Annotated in this window: 16 protein-coding genes; all 16 read left to right on the top strand. The window is 60.5% G+C overall.

What is annotated here, in order from left to right; genetic code table 11:
* Positions 1-3 precede the first annotated feature (3 nt).
* Positions 4-1,176, top strand: a complete 1,173-nt coding sequence (locus OC71_RS21645) for a cupin domain-containing protein (RefSeq protein ID WP_041073232.1) — start codon at positions 4-6, stop codon at positions 1,174-1,176.
* Positions 1,169-1,594: a GNAT family N-acetyltransferase gene (locus OC71_RS21640; RefSeq protein WP_003223818.1), complete on the top strand. Its 426-nt coding sequence runs from the start codon at positions 1,169-1,171 to the stop codon at positions 1,592-1,594. Before OC71_RS21645 ends, OC71_RS21640 begins: the two co-directional genes overlap by 8 nt.
* 260 nt (positions 1,595-1,854) lie before the next feature.
* Positions 1,855-2,616, top strand: a complete 762-nt coding sequence (locus OC71_RS21635) for a secretin N-terminal domain-containing protein (RefSeq protein WP_041073230.1) — start codon at positions 1,855-1,857, stop codon at positions 2,614-2,616.
* Positions 2,617-3,089: 473 nt separating this feature from the next.
* The gene (gene aceA, locus OC71_RS21630; protein WP_041073228.1) at positions 3,090-4,415 is read left to right on the top strand and encodes an isocitrate lyase; all 1,326 of its coding nucleotides are present in this window, start codon (positions 3,090-3,092) and stop codon (positions 4,413-4,415) included.
* Positions 4,416-5,160: 745 nt separating this feature from the next.
* Entirely contained in the window at positions 5,161-5,574 is a 414-nt protein-coding gene (locus OC71_RS21625; protein WP_003223812.1) for an NADH-quinone oxidoreductase subunit A, read from the top strand.
* A 10-nt stretch (positions 5,575-5,584) separates the two neighbouring features.
* Positions 5,585-6,259: an NADH-quinone oxidoreductase subunit B family protein gene (locus OC71_RS21620; RefSeq protein ID WP_003223809.1), complete on the top strand. Its 675-nt coding sequence runs from the start codon at positions 5,585-5,587 to the stop codon at positions 6,257-6,259.
* Between the two features lie 69 nt (positions 6,260-6,328).
* Entirely contained in the window at positions 6,329-8,113 is a 1,785-nt protein-coding gene (gene nuoC / locus OC71_RS21615; protein ID WP_041073225.1) for an NADH-quinone oxidoreductase subunit C/D, read from the top strand.
* Positions 8,114-8,115: 2 nt separating this feature from the next.
* On the top strand, positions 8,116-8,613 hold the full coding sequence (gene nuoE / locus OC71_RS21610) for an NADH-quinone oxidoreductase subunit NuoE (RefSeq protein ID WP_003223804.1): 498 nt from the start codon (positions 8,116-8,118) through the stop codon (positions 8,611-8,613).
* Positions 8,610-9,965: an NADH-quinone oxidoreductase subunit NuoF gene (gene nuoF / locus OC71_RS21605; protein ID WP_041073222.1), complete on the top strand. Its 1,356-nt coding sequence runs from the start codon at positions 8,610-8,612 to the stop codon at positions 9,963-9,965. Before nuoE ends, nuoF begins: the two co-directional genes overlap by 4 nt.
* A gap of 136 nt (positions 9,966-10,101) precedes the next feature.
* Positions 10,102-12,816 carry an NADH-quinone oxidoreductase subunit NuoG gene (gene nuoG, locus OC71_RS21600; RefSeq protein ID WP_041073220.1) on the top strand — a complete coding sequence of 905 codons (2,715 nt, stop codon included), beginning with the start codon at positions 10,102-10,104 and terminating at the stop codon, positions 12,814-12,816.
* Positions 12,813-13,820, top strand: a complete 1,008-nt coding sequence (gene nuoH, locus OC71_RS21595) for an NADH-quinone oxidoreductase subunit NuoH (RefSeq protein ID WP_007964859.1) — start codon at positions 12,813-12,815, stop codon at positions 13,818-13,820. Before nuoG ends, nuoH begins: the two co-directional genes overlap by 4 nt.
* An 11-nt stretch (positions 13,821-13,831) precedes the next feature.
* Positions 13,832-14,380 carry an NADH-quinone oxidoreductase subunit NuoI gene (gene nuoI, locus OC71_RS21590; RefSeq protein WP_003223795.1) on the top strand — a complete coding sequence of 183 codons (549 nt, stop codon included), beginning with the start codon at positions 13,832-13,834 and terminating at the stop codon, positions 14,378-14,380.
* A 9-nt stretch (positions 14,381-14,389) separates the two neighbouring features.
* Complete coding sequence (gene nuoJ / locus OC71_RS21585) at positions 14,390-14,890, top strand: NADH-quinone oxidoreductase subunit J (RefSeq protein WP_041073216.1); 501 nt, start codon at positions 14,390-14,392, stop codon at positions 14,888-14,890.
* Between the two features lie 3 nt (positions 14,891-14,893).
* Entirely contained in the window at positions 14,894-15,202 is a 309-nt protein-coding gene (gene nuoK / locus OC71_RS21580; RefSeq protein WP_041073214.1) for an NADH-quinone oxidoreductase subunit NuoK, read from the top strand.
* Positions 15,199-17,052 (top strand): NADH-quinone oxidoreductase subunit L, encoded by a 1,854-nt coding sequence (gene nuoL / locus OC71_RS21575; RefSeq protein ID WP_041073212.1) that lies wholly within the window; start codon positions 15,199-15,201, stop codon positions 17,050-17,052. Before nuoK ends, nuoL begins: the two co-directional genes overlap by 4 nt.
* A gap of 39 nt (positions 17,053-17,091) precedes the next feature.
* Positions 17,092-18,624, top strand: coding sequence for an NADH-quinone oxidoreductase subunit M (nuoM, locus tag OC71_RS21570; protein ID WP_027614661.1), 1,533 nt, complete (start codon positions 17,092-17,094; stop codon positions 18,622-18,624).
* The last annotated feature ends 6 nt before the right edge of the window (positions 18,625-18,630 follow it).

The following is an 18,630-nucleotide window of genomic DNA, read 5'->3' as shown; positions in this document are numbered from 1 at the left end:
CACATGAATCCTGATACTCCTCTTCAACTTCTGGGCGGTCTCACGGCGCGCGAATTCATGCGCGATTACTGGCAGAAAAAGCCGCTGCTGATCCGTCAGGCCATCCCTGACTTCGAAAGCCCGATCGACGCCGACGAGCTGGCCGGCCTGGCCCTGGAAGAAGAGGTCGAGTCGCGCCTGGTGATCGAGCACGGCGAGCGTCCGTGGGAGCTGCGTCGCGGCCCGTTCGCCGAAGACGAATTCAGCAAGCTGCCGGAAAAAGAGTGGACCTTGCTCGTTCAGGCCGTTGACCAATTCGTCCCGGAAGTCAGCGAGCTGCTGGAAAACTTCCGCTTCCTGCCGAGCTGGCGCGTCGACGACGTGATGATCAGCTTCGCCGCCCCGGGTGGCAGCGTCGGTCCGCACTTCGACAACTACGACGTATTCCTGCTGCAAGGCCACGGCAAGCGCAACTGGAAGATCGGCCAGATGTGCGACTCCGAGAGCCCGCTGCTGCAACATGCGGATCTGCGCATCCTCGCCGAATTCCACGAAACCGAAGAGTGGGTGCTGGAACCGGGCGACATGCTTTACCTGCCACCGCGCCTGGCCCACTGCGGTGTCGCCGTCGACAACTGCATGACCTACTCGGTCGGCTTCCGCGCGCCGAGCGCTTCTGAAGTGCTGACCCATTTCACTGACTTCCTCAGCCAGTTCCTGACTGACGAAGAACGCTACACCGACGCCGATGCGAAGCCGGTCAGCGATGATCCGCATCAGATCCAGCACGACGCACTCGGCCGCCTGAAAAGCCTGCTCGCCGAGCACATGAGCGACGAGCGCCTGCTGCTGACCTGGTTCGGCCAGTACATGACCGAACCGCGCTACCCGGAACTGGTGGTCGGCCCGGAAGACGTTGAAGAAGATGACTTCCTCAACGCCCTGCAAGACGGTGCGGTGCTGATCCGCAACCCGAGCGCGCGCCTGGCCTGGTCGGAAGTCGATGACGATCTGCTGCTGTTCGCCAGCGGTCAGAGCCGTTACCTGCCGGGCAAGCTGCGCGAGCTGCTGAAGATGATCTGCGCCGCCGATGCGCTGCACGTCGACAACCTCGGCGAGTGGCTGAACGACGAAGACGGTCGCGGCCTGCTGTGCGAGCTGGTCAAACAGGGCAGCCTGGGATTTGCCGATGAATAAGATTCGCGTACGTGTCGCAGACTGGCAAAAGGACAACGCCGAGATCCGGCGCATTCGTGAAACGGTGTTCATCGCCGAACAATCGGTGCCACCCGAGCTTGAATGGGACGCCGATGACGCGACCGCCGTGCATTTTCTGGCGTTCGAAGGTGACTTTCCGATCGGCACCGCGCGCCTGCTGCCCGACGGGCACATTGGCCGGGTTTCGGTACTGAAGGACTGGCGCGGGATGAAGGTGGGTGATGCGCTGATGCAGGCGGTCATCGCCGAAGCCGAAGCCCGCGGCCTGCAGCAGCAAATGCTCAGCGCGCAGGTACAGGCCACGGCGTTCTATGAGCGTCTGGGCTTCAGCCTGGTCAGCGAGGAATTCCTCGAAGCCGGAATTCCGCATGTCGATATGGTTCGGCATTCGGCCTGATCAGTAGAGATCTCATACCTGTGAAACCCTGTGGCGAGGGAGCTTGCTCCCGCTGGGGCGCGAAGCGGCCCTGAAAATCCGGGGTCTGCTACGCAGCCCAGCGGGAGCAAGCTCCCTCGCCACAAAAGCGGCATATGAACACCACAAAACGCCCCGACATCAACCGATGCCGGGGCGTTTTGCTGTCTACGATTCAACTTGCACCACCGCAAGCCGACAAACTGGCACTATCAAGCCTTTCGAAAGCGGAGATAACGGACATGTCCCTACGCACCCTGCTCACCACCCTGCTGCTCGGCTGCAGTTTTTCGGTGATGGCAGCCACAGAAATCGTGCCCCTCAATTACCGCACCAGTGCCGATATGCTGCCGATGGCGCAGGACTTCATCGGCAAGGACGGTCAGGTCAGCGCCTATGGCAATCAACTGATCATCAAGGCCGAGCCGGACAAGATCCAGGAACTCAAGGCGCTGATCACTCAACTCGACACTGCGCCCAAACGCCTGCTGATCACGGTCGATACCAATGAAAACAACGACCGTGGTGATGAAGGCTACTCGGTCAACGGCGCCCAACCGAACCAGACCCGCATCATCAGCCGCAGCACCGCCAGCCGTGATGGCGGCGTGCAGCAGGTGCAAGCCACCGACGGCATGCCGGCGCTGATTCAAGTCGGTCAAAGTGTGCCGATCACCAGCAGCCAGACCAATTCCTACGGCGATTACAGCAGCCAGACGCAATACCGCAACGTCACCCAGGGTTTCTACGTGACGGCGAGCGTCACCGGCGACATCGTTCACCTGGCAATCAGTACCAACCGTGACCGCATGAGCCAGGAACGTCCCGATGTAGTGAACGTGCAAAGTACCGACACAACAGTCAGCGGACGCCTGGGCGAATGGATCACTCTCGCCGGGGTGAATCGCCAGACTCAGGCCGACAAACAGGGGCTGACCCGCAGCTACTCGACTCAAGGCCGGGATGACATGACCTTGCGGGTCAAAGTCGACGCCCTGGACTAAAGCACCGAAAACTGACTGATTAGTCGTATTAGACGAAAGATGTAGTGCTTGAAAAAAAGCACTACAAAACGTTTGACGAGCCAAAAAAGCGAAGGCATGATGGCCTCGCTCCCGCTAATCAGAGGCCCTGGCAAGGGCCTTCGAAGCGACGTTCGCACCTACCCCGCGAACCGCTTCGTGTCTGTACCGCCCACAAGGTGTGTTTGACGAGGTTGCCGACTGGAACGAAGTTGTCCCGAGGGACGGAAGCGTAATTAGGTAACCCGGCTTCACGCTGTAGAACGTATAAAGGCCCACGACGCCCGAATGCGCCCGCAGTCCGCCACTACCTGCTCACTTCCCCTCGAGCTCATCGTTCATCCCGTCGCCTACCCCGCCGAACCCGACCTGACCGCCTAAGCTTCTGGTCAGCGAGCGCAGGAATTTTCCACCGCAGAACAACTTTTCATAAAGACGCGACGAGGTTTATCTCCATGGCACTGACACGCGAACAGCAAATTGCAGCCCTTGAAAAAGACTGGGCTGAAAACCCGCGCTGGAAAGGCGTGACTCGCACTTACTCCGCTGCTGACGTCGTCCGTCTGCGTGGCTCGGTTCAACCTGAGCACACCTTTGCAAAAATGGGCGCCGAGAAGCTGTGGAACCTGGTGACCCAGGGTGCCAAGCCGTCCTTCCGCCCAGAGAAAGATTTCGTCAACTGCATGGGCGCTCTCACCGGCGGCCAGGCTGTTCAGCAGGTCAAGGCCGGTATCCAGGCGATCTACCTGTCGGGCTGGCAGGTGGCTGCAGACAACAACTCCGCAGAATCGATGTACCCGGACCAGTCGCTGTACCCGGTGGACTCGGTGCCGACCGTGGTCAAGCGCATCAACAACTCGTTCCGTCGTGCCGACCAGATCCAGTGGAAAGCCGGCAAGAACCCGGGTGATGAAGGCTACATCGACTACTTCGCGCCAATCGTGGCTGACGCTGAAGCCGGTTTCGGCGGCGTACTGAACGCCTACGAGCTGATGAAGAGCATGATCGAAGCAGGCGCCGCCGGCGTTCACTTCGAAGACCAGCTGGCTTCCGTGAAAAAATGCGGCCACATGGGCGGCAAGGTGCTGGTTCCAACCCAGGAAGCCGTACAGAAGCTGACCGCTGCTCGTCTGGCTGCCGACGTTGCCGGTGTACCGACCATCATCCTGGCCCGTACCGACGCCAACGCTGCCGACCTGCTGACTTCCGACTGCGACCCGTACGACCAGCCGTTCGTGACTGGCACCCGTACCCAGGAAGGTTTCTACAAGGTTCGCGCCGGTCTGGACCAGGCAATCGCCCGTGGCCTGGCCTACGCACCGTACGCCGACCTGATCTGGTGCGAAACCGCCAAGCCGGACCTGGAAGAAGCCCGTCGCTTCGCCGAAGCGATCAAAAAGGAATACCCGGACCAGATCCTGTCGTACAACTGCTCGCCTTCCTTCAACTGGAAGAAAAACCTGGACGACGCGACCATCGCCAAGTTCCAGCGCGAACTGTCCGCCATGGGCTACAAGCACCAGTTCATCACTCTGGCCGGCATTCACAACATGTGGCACAGCATGTTCAACCTGGCGCACGACTACGCCCGCAACGACATGACTGCCTACGTGAAGCTGCAGGAGCAGGAATTCGCTGACGCCGCCAAGGGTTACACCTTCGTGGCTCACCAGCAGGAAGTGGGCACCGGCTACTTCGACGACATGACCACCGTAATCCAGGGCGGCACGTCCTCGGTCACCGCGCTGACCGGTTCGACCGAAGAAGAACAGTTCCACTGATTCGACTTCGCTGAGCAAACGGCCTTTGCGGATCGTATAAAGAGCTAACCGCAAAGCCGCAAGACTGACGCCCCGACTGGTTCGGGGCGTTTTTTTGCCCGCAGAATTCCACCGCCCGCCCTGTAGGAGCTGCCGCAGGCTGCGATCTTTTGATCTTGTCTTTAAAAGCAAAGTCAAAAGATCGCAGCCTGCGGCAGCTCCTACAAAGGGTAGATCCTGCAACGACCCTTGTGGGAGCGAGCCTGCTCGCGAAAGCGTACTGTCAGCCTGCACATGCGGCGACTGACCCACCGCACTCGCGAGCAGGCTCGCTCCCACAGGTTTCATCTTCAGCCCGCGAGACAAAACATTGACCCAGAGCGGTATAGACGTCACAAAAATCAGCTAAAACGCTCGCCACCGCTACTTGCAGTAACAGGCATATAAGACAACTTTCTGTTTACTGCACCGCTAAACAGTTACAAAACCACTCCAAACGATATTAATTATCATTTAGCGACAACTATGTTCGTTACATTTCCTACAAAACATAATTGGCAGAATCCCGGCTAATGCCCGCAACGCATGGCCTGCAGGGCATCGGAGGTAAGCTATGTCCTTATTCCAATAAATAATTTCGCTATAGGAATTTTACTTGCCGGGTGTTTAGCCATAAAATCAGCGCGATTGATTGCTGCGACATATCGTCACTGCCTATTTCTTTATCAAGCTCAGAGACCTTTGCTCTCTGTTAAGGATTACCAGCATGCCCGAAGCGACAGGACTCATGGCCCACAACTGGGGCTTTGCCATTTTCCTTCTGGGTGTCGTCGGCCTGTGTGCCTTCATGCTTGGCGTCTCCAGCCTCCTCGGGTCAAAAGCCTGGGGCCGCAGCAAAAACGAACCGTTCGAGTCCGGCATGCTACCTACAGGTGGCGCCCGCTTGCGGCTCTCAGCCAAATTCTATCTGGTCGCGATGCTGTTCGTGATCTTCGATATCGAAGCCCTCTTTCTCTTTGCATGGTCTGTGTCCGTCCGCGAAAGCGGCTGGACCGGATTCGTCGAAGCTCTCGTTTTCATAGCAATTCTGTTGGCAGGTCTTGTCTACCTGTTCCGAGTGGGCGCCCTTGACTGGGCTCCGGAAGCTCGTCGCAAGCGGCAGGCGAAGCTGAAACAATGAGGCTTTGGCAATGCAATACAATCTCACCAGAATCGACCCCGATGCTCCTAACGAGCAGTATCCGATCGGCGAACGGGAAACCGTTTCCGATCCGTTAGAGGATCAAGTCCACAAAAACATTTTCATGGGCAAGCTCGAAGACGTGCTGAGTGGCGCGGTCAACTGGGGGCGTAAAAACTCCCTGTGGCCGTACAACTTCGGACTTTCGTGCTGCTACGTGGAAATGACCACCGCCTTCACGGCGCCCCACGACATCGCGCGCTTTGGCGCCGAAGTTATCCGGGCATCACCGCGTCAGGCCGACTTCATGGTTATCGCCGGTACCTGCTTCATCAAGATGGCGCCGATCATTCAGCGTCTCTACGAGCAGATGCTCGAACCGAAGTGGGTGATCTCCATGGGTTCGTGCGCCAACTCCGGTGGCATGTACGACATCTACTCCGTGGTTCAAGGGGTGGACAAGTTCCTGCCCGTGGACGTCTACGTACCTGGCTGCCCGCCTCGTCCAGAAGCATTCCTTCAAGGCTTGATGCTGTTGCAGGAATCGATTGGACAGGAGCGTCGTCCGCTTTCCTGGGTCGTTGGCGACCAAGGCGTTTATCGCGCCGACATGCCTTCGCAAAAGGAACAGCGCCGCGAACAGCGAATCGCAGTCACCAACCTGCGCAGCCCTGACGAAGTCTGATCCAGTCTGTTTCAAAGAAACGAGAAGCTGGCTTCATTCTTTACGTTGACCGAAAGCGAAAAAATAACCATGACTACAGGCAGCGCTCTGTACATCCCGCCTTATAAGGCAGACGACCAGGATGTGGTCGTCGAATTGAACAATCGTTTTGGCGCCGAAGCGTTCACCGCTCAGTCGACCCGCACCGGCATGCCGGTGCTGTGGGTGGCGCGCGCCAGACTCGTCGAAGTCCTGACCTTCCTGCGCAACCTGCCCAAGCCGTACGTCATGCTCTATGACCTGCACGGCGTGGACGAGCGTCTGCGCACCAAGCGTCAAGGGCTGCCATCGGGCGCCGACTTCACCGTGTTCTATCACCTCATGTCGCTTGAGCGTAATAGTGACGTGATGATCAAAGTCGCCTTGTCCGAAAGCGACCTGAGCTTGCCGACCGTCACCAGCATCTGGCCGAACGCCAACTGGTACGAACGTGAAGTCTGGGACATGTACGGCATCGACTTCAAAGGCCACCCGCACCTGTCGCGCATCATGATGCCGCCGACCTGGGAAGGTCACCCGCTGCGCAAGGACTTCCCGGCGCGCGCCACCGAATTCGATCCGTTCAGCCTCAACCTCGCCAAGCAACAGCTTGAGGAAGAAGCCGCGCGCTTCCGTCCTGAAGACTGGGGCATGAAGCGTTCCGGGGCCAACGAGGACTACATGTTCCTCAACCTGGGTCCGAACCACCCTTCGGCGCACGGTGCGTTCCGCATCATTCTGCAGCTGGACGGTGAAGAGATCGTCGACTGCGTGCCGGACATCGGTTACCACCACCGTGGCGCCGAGAAGATGGCCGAGCGTCAGTCCTGGCACAGTTTCATCCCGTACACCGACCGTATCGACTACCTCGGCGGCGTGATGAACAACCTGCCGTACGTGCTCTCGGTCGAGAAGCTGGCCGGCATCAAGGTGCCAGAGAAGGTCGACGTCATCCGCATCATGATGGCCGAGTTCTTCCGGATCACCAGCCACCTGCTGTTCCTCGGTACCTACATCCAGGACGTCGGCGCGATGACTCCGGTGTTCTTCACCTTCACCGACCGCCAGAAGGCGTACACGGTGATCGAAGCCATCACCGGTTTCCGTCTGCACCCGGCCTGGTACCGCATCGGCGGCGTCGCCCACGACCTGCCACGCGGCTGGGAAAAACTGGTGAAAGACTTCGTTGAATGGCTGCCAAAGCGCCTCGACGAATACACCAAGGCCGCCCTGCAGAACAGCATTCTCAAGGGTCGTACCATCGGCGTTGCCCAGTACAACACCAAAGAGGCGCTGGAATGGGGCGTCACCGGTGCCGGCCTGCGTTCCACCGGTTGCGACTTCGACCTGCGTAAAGCACGTCCATACTCCGGCTACGAGAACTTCGAGTTCGAAGTGCCGCTGGCTGCCAACGGCGATGCCTACGACCGCTGCATGGTTCGCGTCGAAGAGATGCGTCAGAGCGTCAAGATCATCGATCAGTGCCTGCGCAACATGCCGGAAGGCCCGTACAAGGCGGATCACCCGCTGACCACGCCGCCGCCGAAAGAGCGCACGCTGCAGCACATCGAAACCCTGATCACGCACTTCCTGCAGGTTTCGTGGGGCCCGGTCATGCCGGCCAACGAATCCTTCCAGATGATCGAAGCGACCAAGGGCATCAACAGTTATTACCTGACGAGCGACGGCGGCACCATGAGCTACCGTACCCGGATCCGTACTCCGAGCTTCGCGCATCTGCAACAGATCCCTTCGGTGATCAAAGGCAGCATGGTCGCGGACTTGATTGCGTACCTGGGTAGTATCGACTTCGTTATGGCCGACGTGGACCGCTAAGCATGAACAGCACGCTTATCCAGACAGACCGTTTCACCTTGAGTGAAACCGAGCGCTCGGCCATCGAGCACGAGCTGCATCACTACGAAGACCCGCGCGCGGCGTCGATCGAAGCCCTGAAGATCGTTCAGAAAGAACGCGGCTGGGTGCCGGATGGCGCCCTGTACGCGATCGGCGAGATCCTCGGCATCCCGGCCAGCGACGTTGAAGGCGTGGCGACGTTCTACAGCCAGATCTTCCGTCAGCCGGTCGGCCGCCACATCATCCGCGTCTGCGACAGCATGGTCTGCTACATCGGCGGCCACGAGTCGGTGGTCAGCGAGATCCAGAACAATCTGGGCATCGGCCTGGGTCAGACCACCGCCGACGGTCGTTTCACCCTGCTGCCGGTCTGCTGCCTCGGCAACTGCGACAAGGCACCGGCGCTGATGATCGACGACGACACCTTTGGCGACGTGCAGCCTGCCGGCGTGGCCAAACTGCTCGAGGGCTACGTATGACCCTGACATCTTTTGGTCCTGCCAACCGCATCAAGCGTTCGGCCGAGACTCACCCGCTGACCTGGCGTCTGCGTGACGACGGCGAAGCCGTATGGCTCGACGAATACCAGGCCAAGAACGGCTACGCCGCTGCGCGCAAAGCCTTCGCCGACATGGCCCAGGACGACATCGTCCAGACCGTGAAAGACGCCGGCCTCAAAGGTCGCGGCGGTGCAGGCTTCCCCACTGGCGTGAAGTGGGGCCTGATGCCCAAGGACGAATCCATCAACATCCGCTACCTGCTGTGCAACGCGGACGAGATGGAGCCGAACACCTGGAAAGACCGCATGCTGATGGAGCAACTGCCCCATCTGCTGATCGAAGGCATGCTGATCAGTGCCCGCGCACTGAAAACCTACCGTGGCTACATCTTCCTGCGTGGCGAGTACACCACCGCCGCCAAGCACCTCAACCGTGCTGTGGAAGAAGCCAAGGCTGCAGGCCTGCTGGGCAAGAACATTCTGGGCAGCGGCTTCGATTTCGAACTGTTCGTCCACACCGGCGCCGGGCGTTATATCTGCGGTGAAGAAACCGCACTGATCAACTCCCTCGAAGGCCGCCGCGCCAACCCGCGCTCCAAGCCGCCCTTCCCTGCCGCCGTCGGCGTGTGGGGCAAGCCGACCTGCGTGAACAACGTGGAAACCCTGTGCAACGTGCCGGCGATCATTGCCGACGGCGTTGACTGGTACAAATCGTTGGCCCGCGAAGGCAGCGAAGACATGGGCACCAAGCTCATGGGCTTCTCCGGCAAGGTCAAGAACCCTGGCCTGTGGGAACTGCCGTTCGGCGTTACCGGCCGCGAGCTGTTCGAAGACTACGCCGGCGGCATGCGCGACGGTTACAAGCTCAAGGCCTGGCAGCCAGGTGGCGCCGGTACCGGTTTCCTGTTGCCAGAACACCTCGACGCACAAATGTACGCCGGCGGCATCGCCAAAGTGGGCACCCGGATGGGTACCGGCCTGGCGATGGCGGTGGACGACAGCGTCAACATGGTTTCCCTGCTGCGCAACATGGAGCAGTTCTTCGCCCGCGAATCCTGCGGCTTCTGCACCCCGTGCCGTGATGGCTTGCCATGGAGCGTCAAGCTCTTGATGGCCATCGAAGAAGGCCGTGGTCAGCCGGGCGACATCGAGACCCTGCTGGGTCTGGTCGGTTTCCTCGGCCCAGGCAAGACCTTCTGTGCTCACGCACCGGGTGCCGTGGAGCCGCTGGGCAGTGCCATCAAATACTTCCGTCCAGAGTTCGAAGCCGGTATTGCGCCTGCAAGCGCCGCCGTCCCGCCTCTGGCAAGGCCGATCGTAATCGGCGCGTAAACGCTTAAAAAGGCGAAGGGTCCGTGCCCTTCGCCTTTCGTCCGATGACGCCTTTCGGGGCTGACTGGATTCGGACGGATAACAAGATTCCATTAGCCACGCCCGCTGACACCGGGCCAACGAAGACCTTTGAACCATGGCCACTATCCACGTAGACGGCAAAGCGCTCGAAGTCGACGGGGCAGACAACCTGTTACAGGCATGTCTGTCGCTGGGCCTCGACATCCCTTATTTCTGCTGGCACCCCGCGCTTGGTAGCGTCGGGGCCTGCCGCCAGTGCGCAGTCAAGCAGTACACCGACGAGAACGACACCCGTGGTCGCATCGTCATGTCCTGCATGACGCCTGCCACCGACAACACCTGGATCTCCATCGACGATGAAGAATCCAAGGCGTTCCGCGCCAGTGTTGTCGAATGGCTGATGACCAACCACCCGCACGACTGCCCTGTGTGCGAAGAAGGCGGTCACTGCCACCTGCAAGACATGACGGTGATGACCGGCCACAACGAGCGCCGTTATCGCTTCACCAAACGCACCCACCAGAACCAGCAACTGGGCCCGTTCATTTCCCACGAAATGAACCGCTGCATCGCCTGCTACCGCTGCGTGCGTTTCTACAAGGACTACGCCGGCGGCACCGACCTCGGTGTATTCGGCGCCCACGACAACGTGTACTTCGGTCGCGTTGAAGACGGCACCCTCGAAAGCGAGTTCTCCGGCAACCTCACCGAGGTCTGCCCGACCGGTGTGTTCACCGACAAGACGCACTCCGAGCGCTACAACCGTAAATGGGACATGCAGTTCTCGCCGAGCATCTGCCACGGCTGCTCCAGCGGTTGCAACATCTCCCCGGGCGAGCGTTACGGCGAACTGCGTCGCATCGAAAACCGTTTCAACGGTTCGGTGAACCAGTACTTCCTGTGCGACCGTGGCCGTTTCGGTTATGGCTACGTCAACCGCACTGATCGTCCACGTCAGCCGCTGCTGGCCGACGGCACCAAGCTGAGCGTCGACGCTGCGCTGGATAAAGCCGCTGACCTGCTGCGCGGGCGCAACATCGTCGGTATCGGTTCGCCGCGTGCCAGCCTCGAAAGCAACTACGCGCTGCGCGAGCTGGTCGGCGCCGAGCACTTCTACTCCGGTATCGAAGCTTCCGAACTGGAACGCATCCGCCTGGTCCTGCAAGTGCTCAAAGACAGCCCGCTGCCCGTGCCGAACATGCGCGACATCGAAGACCACGACGCTGTGTTCGTCCTTGGTGAAGACCTGACCCAGACCGCCGCTCGTATGGCGCTGGCCTTGCGTCAGTCGGTCAAGGGCAAGGCCGAAGACATGGCCGAAGCCATGCGCGTGCAGCCGTGGCTCGACGCTGCGGTGAAGAACATCGGTCAGCACGAACTGAACCCGCTGTTCATTGCCAGCCTGGCCGAAACCAAGCTCGACGACATTGCTGAAGAATGCGTTCACGCCGCTCCGGATGATCTGGCACGCCTCGGTTTCGCCGTGGCCCACGCACTGGACGCCAGCGCCCCGGCCGTTGAAGGTCTGGACGCCGAAGCACTGGAACTGGCCAAGCGCATTGCCGACGCCCTGCTCGCGGCCAAGCGCCCACTGATCATCGCCGGTACTTCGCTGGGTTCCAAAGCCTTGATCGAAGCCGCGGCGAACATCGCCAAAGCCCTGAAGCTGCGCGAGAAGAACGGTTCGATCAGCCTGATCGTGCCGGAAGCCAACAGCCTCGGCCTGGCCATGCTCGGTGGCGAATCGGTCGACGCGGCGCTGCAAGCCGTGATCGATGGCAAGGCCGACGCCATCGTCGTGCTGGAAAACGATCTGTACACCCGCACCTCGAAAGCCAAGGTCGATGCCGCGCTGAGCGCTGCGAAAGTGGTGATCGTTGCCGACCACCAGAAGACCGCCACCACCGACCGCGCGCAACTGGTTCTGCCAGCCGCGAGCTTCGCGGAAGGCGACGGTACGCTGGTCAGCCAGGAAGGTCGCGCCCAGCGCTTCTTCCAGGTTTTCGATCCGCAATACATGGATGCGAGCATCCTGGTTCACGAAGGCTGGCGCTGGCTGCACGCCCTGCGCTCGACCCTGCTGAACCAGCCGATCGACTGGACGCAACTCGACCACGTCACCGCTGCCGTGGCGTCGAGCACCGAGCAACTGGCGCGTATCGTCGACGCGGCTCCATCCGCCGCGTTCCGCATCAAGGGTCTGAAACTGGCGCGTGAGCCGCTGCGTTATTCCGGTCGCACCGCGATGCGCGCCGACATCAGCGTTCACGAACCGCGCACCCCGCAAGACAAAGACACCGCGTTCGCCTTCTCCATGGAAGGTTACTCGGGCTCGGCCGAACCGCGTCAGCAGGTGCCATTCGCCTGGTCGCCGGGCTGGAACTCGCCGCAAGCCTGGAACAAGTTCCAGGACGAAGTCGGTGGTCACCTGCGTGCTGGCGACCCGGGCACCCGCCTGATCGAAAGCACCGGTGATTCGCTGAACTGGTTCGCCGCTGCTCCGCGCGCATTCAACCCGGCGCCGGGCACCTGGCAGGCCGTGCCGTTCTACCACCTGTTCGGCAGCGACGAAAACTCGTCGAAAGCCGCACCGGTACAGGAACGCATCCCGGCTCCGTACGTGGCGCTGGCCAAATCCGAAGCGGATCGCCTGGGTGTCAACGATGGTGCTCTGCTGAGCCTGAACGTGGCCGGCCAGACCCTGCGTCTGCCGCTGCGCATCAATGAAGAGCTGGGCGCTGGTCTGGTGGCCTTGCCTGCGGGCATCGCCGGCATTCCACCGGCATTCGCCGGCCTGTCCGTCGACGGTCTGCAGGAGGCAGCGCAATGACCTGGTTCACCCCTGAAGTGATCGATGTGATCCTGACGGTCATCAAAGCCATCGTGATTCTGCTGGCCGTTGTGGTCGCGGGCGCGTTGCTCAGCTTTGTCGAACGTCGCCTGCTGGGCTGGTGGCAGGACCGTTACGGTCCGAACCGCGTTGGCCCGTTCGGCATGTTCCAGATCGCCGCCGACATGCTGAAGATGTTCTTCAAGGAAGACTGGACCCCGCCGTTTGCCGACAAGGTGATCTTCACCCTGGCACCGGTGGTGGCCATGTCCGCCCTGCTGATCGCTTTCGCGATCATCCCGATCACCCCGACCTGGGGCGTGGCGGATCTGAACATCGGCCTGCTGTTCTTCTTCGCCATGGCCGGTCTGTCGGTCTACGCGGTGCTGTTCGCCGGCTGGTCGAGCAACAACAAGTTCGCCCTGCTCGGCAGCTTGCGTGCCTCGGCGCAGACCGTGTCCTACGAAGTGTTCATGGGCCTGGCCCTGATGGGCATCGTGGTGCAGGTCGGCTCGTTCAACATGCGCGACATCGTCGAGTACCAGGCGCAGAACCTGTGGTTCATCATTCCGCAGTTCTTCGGCTTCTGTACCTTCTTCATCGCTGGCGTCGCCGTGACTCACCGTCACCCGTTCGACCAGCCGGAAGCGGAACAGGAACTGGCCGACGGTTACCACATTGAATACGCCGGTATGAAATGGGGCATGTTCTTCGTCGGTGAATACATCGGCATCATCCTGATCTCGGCGCTGCTGGTCACCCTGTTCTTCGGTGGCTGGCACGGTCCGTTCGGCATCCTGCCGCAACTGTCCTTCGTCTGGTTCGCACTGAAGACCGCGTTCTTCATCATGCTGTTCATCCTGCTGCGCGCATCCATCCCGCGTCCGCGTTATGACCAGGTGATGGATTTCAGCTGGAAATTCTGCCTGCCACTGACCCTGATCAATTTGCTGATAACCGCTGCGGTTGTGTTGTGGAACACACCTGCGGTTGCGGTTCAGTGAGGATTTGACCCATGTTCAAATATATTGGCGACATCGTTAAGGGTACCGGTACCCAATTGCGCAGCCTGGTCATGGTCTTCGGCCATGGCTTTCGCAAGCGCGACACCCTGCAATACCCGGAAGAGCCGGTCTACCTGCCACCACGCTACCGTGGTCGCATCGTCCTGACCCGTGACCCCGATGGCGAAGAACGTTGCGTAGCCTGCAACCTGTGCGCCGTGGCTTGCCCGGTAGGTTGCATCTCGCTGCAGAAAGCTGAAACCGAAGACGGTCGCTGGTACCCGGACTTCTTCCGTATCAACTTCTCGCGCTGCATTTTCTGCGGTCTCTGCGAGGAAGCCTGTCCGACCACCGCAATCCAGTTGACCCCGGATTTCGAGATGGCCGAGTTCAAACGTCAGGACCTGGTGTACGAGAAAGAAGATCTTTTGATCTCCGGCCCCGGCAAAAACCCTGATTACAACTTCTATCGTGTTGCAGGTATGGCAATCGCTGGCAAGCCGAAAGGCTCCGCGCAGAACGAAGCCGAACCGATCAACGTGAAGAGCTTGCTGCCTTAAGGAAGAACGATGGAATTCGCTTTCTATTTCGCATCGGGTATCGCGGTTGTGTCCACGCTACGTGTGGTCACCAACACCAACCCTGTGCACGCCCTGCTCTACCTGATCATCTCGTTGATCGCCGTGGCCATGACCTTCTTTGCACTCGGCGCACCGTTCGCCGGCGTGCTGGAAGTGATCGCCTACGCCGGCGCCATCATGGTGCTGTTCGTGTTCGTGGTGATGATGCTGAACCTGGGTCCCGCCTCGGTTCAGCAGGAACGCAGCTGGCTCAAGCCCGGCATCTGGGCAGGACCGGTGATTCTCGCCGCCCTGCTGCTGGCCGAACTGCTGTATGTGCTGTTCGCTCACCAGAGCGGTCAGGCCATCGGCCACACCACCGTCGATGCAAAAGCCGTGGGCGTCAGCCTGTTCGGCCCGTATCTGCTGGTGGTCGAACTCGCCTCGATGCTGCTGCTCGCCGCAGCCGTCACGGCGTTCCATTTGGGCCGTAACGAGGCGAAGGAGTAAGACATGCCTGCTATCCCTCTCGAGCATGGATTGGCCGTTGCCGGCATCCTGTTCTGCCTTGGTCTGGTCGGCCTGATGGTCCGCCGCAACATTTTGTTCGTGTTGATGAGTCTGGAAGTGATGATGAACGCCACTGCCCTGGCCTTCATCGTTGCCGGCGCCCGCTGGGCGCAACCGGATGGACAGATCATGTTCATCCTGGTGATCAGCCTGGCAGCCGCCGAGGCCAGTATTGGCCTGGCGATACTGCTGCAACTGTATCGCCGCTTCCACACGCTCGATATCGACGCTGCCAGTGAGATGCGCGGATGAACCTAATCTTTCTGACTTTTGTATTCCCTCTGATCGGTTTCCTGCTGCTGTCGTTCTCCCGTGGACGCTGGTCGGAAAACCTCTCGGCGCTGATCGGCGTGGGTTCCATCGGCTTGTCGGCGATCGTCGCCGCCTACGTCATCTGGCAATTCAACGTCGCGCCTCCCGAGGGCGGTCACTACACCCTGGTGCTGTGGAAGTGGATGGCGGTCGAAGGCTTCAAGCCTGACTTCGCCCTCTACATCGACGGCCTGTCGATCACCATGCTCGGCGTGGTGGTGGGCGTGGGTTTCCTGATCCACCTGTTCGCGTCCTGGTACATGCGCGGCGAAGCGGGTTACTCGCGCTTCTTCTCGTACACCAACCTGTTTATCGCCAGCATGCTGTTCCTGGTCCTCGGCGATAACCTGCTGTTCCTGTACTTCGGCTGGGAAGGCGTGGGCCTGTGCTCGTACCTGTTGATCGGTTTCTACTACAGCAACCGCAACAACGGTAACGCCGCACTCAAGGCCTTCATCGTGACCCGGATCGGCGACGTGTTCATGGCCATCGGCCTGTTCATCCTGTTCCAGCAAGTGGGCACGCTGAACATCCAGGAACTGCTGGTGCTGGCACCGCAGAAATTCCAGGCCGGCGACTTCTGGATCACCCTGGCGACCCTGATGCTGCTGGGTGGTGCGGTCGGTAAATCGGCGCAACTGCCACTGCAAACCTGGCTCGCGGACGCGATGGCCGGTCCGACCCCGGTGTCGGCACTGATCCACGCTGCGACCATGGTGACGGCGGGTGTCTACCTGATCGCCCGTACCCACGGCCTGTTCACCCTGGCGCCGGAAATCCTGCACCTTGTCGGCATCGTCGGTGGTGTGACGCTGGTTCTCGCAGGTTTCGCCGCACTGGTACAGACCGACATCAAACGTATCCTCGCCTACTCGACCATGAGCCAGATCGGCTACATGTTCCTGGCGCTGGGCGTGGGTGCCTGGGATGGCGCGATTTTCCACCTGATGACTCACGCCTTCTTCAAGGCCCTGCTGTTCCTTGCTTCCGGTGCGGTGATCGTTGCCTGCCACCACGAGCAGAACATCTTCAAGATGGGCGGTCTGTGGAAAAAACTGCCACTGGCCTACGCCAGCTTCATCGTCGGTGGTGCTGCACTGGCCGCCCTGCCACTGGTCACCGCAGGCTTCTACTCCAAGGACGAAATCCTTTGGGAAGCGTTCGCCAGCGGCAACCACGGTCTGCTTTACGCCGGTCTGGTCGGCGCGTTCATGACGTCGCTGTACACCTTCCGCCTGATCTTCATCACGTTCCACGGTGAAGCCAAGACCGAAGCCCACGCCGGCCATGGCATCTCGCACTGGCTGCCACTGTCGGTGCTGATCGTACTGTCGACGTTCGTCGGCGCGATGATCGTTCCACCGCTGCACGGCGTACTGCCTGAGAGCGTTGGCCATGCCGGTGGCGAAGCCAAGCACAGTCTGGAAATCGCCTCGGGCGCCATCGCTCTGGCCGGTATCCTGCTGGCGGCCCTGCTGTTCCTCGGCAAGCGTCGCTTCGTGACCGCGATCGCCAACAGCGGCCTCGGCCGTTTCCTTTCGGCCTGGTGGTTCGCTGCCTGGGGCTTCGACTGGATCTACGACAAACTGTTCGTCAAGCCGTACCTTGCGATCAGCCATGTACTGCGCAGAGACCCGCTCGACCAGACTATCGGTCTGATCCCGCGTATGGCCAAAGGCGGTCACACCGCCCTGAGCCGCACCGAGACCGGTCAACTGCGTTGGTATGCCGCCTCGATGGCTGCTGGTGCCGTGCTGGTGATCGGCGCCATCGTGCTGGTAGCGGTCTGATATGAACCTTGCGAATTTGCGAAAGGAAACGAGCCCGTCATGATTCTGCCTTGGCTAATCCTGATCCCCTTCATCGGCGGCCTGCTGTGCTGGATGGGTGAGCGCTTCGGCGCTACCCTCCCCCGCTGGATTGCGCTGTTGACCATGACCCTGGAACTCGCCCTCGGCCTCTGGCTGTGGGCCCACGGTGACTACTCATTTGCACCGGCGCCTGGCGCCGATCCGACCTGGGCGCTTGAGTTCAAGCACGTCTGGATCCAGCGCTTCGGCATCAACGTGCACCTGGCCCTCGACGGCCTGTCGCTGTTGATGATCCTGCTGACCGGTCTGCTGGGTATCCTCTCGGTACTCTGCTCGTGGAAAGAGATTCAACGTCACGTTGGCTTCTTCCACCTGAACCTGATGTGGATCCTGGGCGGCGTTGTCGGCGTGTTCCTCGCCCTCGACCTGTTCATGTTCTTCTTCTTCTGGGAAATGATGCTGGTGCCGATGTACTTCCTCATCGCGCTCTGGGGTCACAGTTCTTCGGACGGCAAGAAAACCCGGATCTACGCGGCGACCAAGTTCTTCATCTTCACTCAGGCTTCCGGCCTGATCATGCTGGTGGCGATCCTCGGTCTGGTGCTGGTCAACTTCAACAACACCGGCGTGATTACCTTCAACTACGCCGACCTGTTGAAGACCAAGATGTCGATGACCACCGAGTACATCCTGATGCTCGGCTTCTTCATCGCCTTCGCGGTCAAGCTGCCAGTCGTACCGTTCCACTCTTGGCTGCCTGACGCGCACGCCCAGGCGCCGACTGCCGGTTCCGTCGACCTCGCCGGTATCCTGCTGAAAACCGCGGCCTACGGCCTGCTGCGTTTCGCCCTGCCGCTGTTCCCGAATGCCTCGGCCGAGTTCGCGCCGATCGCCATGACCCTCGGTCTGATCGGGATCTTCTACGGTGCGTTCCTCGCTTTCGCGCAAACCGACATCAAGCGTCTGATCGCCTTCTCGTCCGTTTCCCACATGGGCTTCGTGCTGATCGGCATCTACTCCGGCAGCCAACTGGCGCTGCAAGGTGCAGTGATCCAGATGCTGGCGCACGGTCTGTCGGCGGCAGCACTGTTTATCCTCAGCGGTCAACTGTACGAGCGTCTGCACACTCGTGACATGCGTGAGATGGGCGGTCTGTGGTCGCGTATCGCGTACCTGCCGGCGATCAGCCTGTTCTTTGCCGCCGCCTCTCTGGGTCTGCCGGGTACCGGTAACTTCGTCGGCGAGTTCCTGATCCTGATCGGTACGTTCGCCAGTGCGCCATGGATCACTGCGATTGCCACCTCCGGTCTGGTGTTCGGTTCGGTCTACTCGCTGATCATGATCCACCGTGCCTACTTCGGTCCGTCGAAATCGGATTCGATCCTGCACGGCATGGACGGTCGCGAACTGACCATGGTGCTGGGCCTTGCGGCGCTGCTGATTTACCTCGGCGTCTACCCGCAACCGTTCCTCGACACTTCCGCCGCCACGATGCATGGCGTGCAGCAGTGGCTCGGCACCGCCTTCACTCAACTCGCTTCGGCCCGGTAAGAGCGC

Source organism: Pseudomonas sp. W15Feb9B (assembly GCF_000828175.1).
In the GTDB taxonomy this organism is placed as follows: Bacteria; Pseudomonadota; Gammaproteobacteria; order Pseudomonadales; family Pseudomonadaceae; genus Aquipseudomonas; species Aquipseudomonas parakoreensis.
This window is presented reverse-complemented; position numbering and strand designations above follow the sequence as displayed.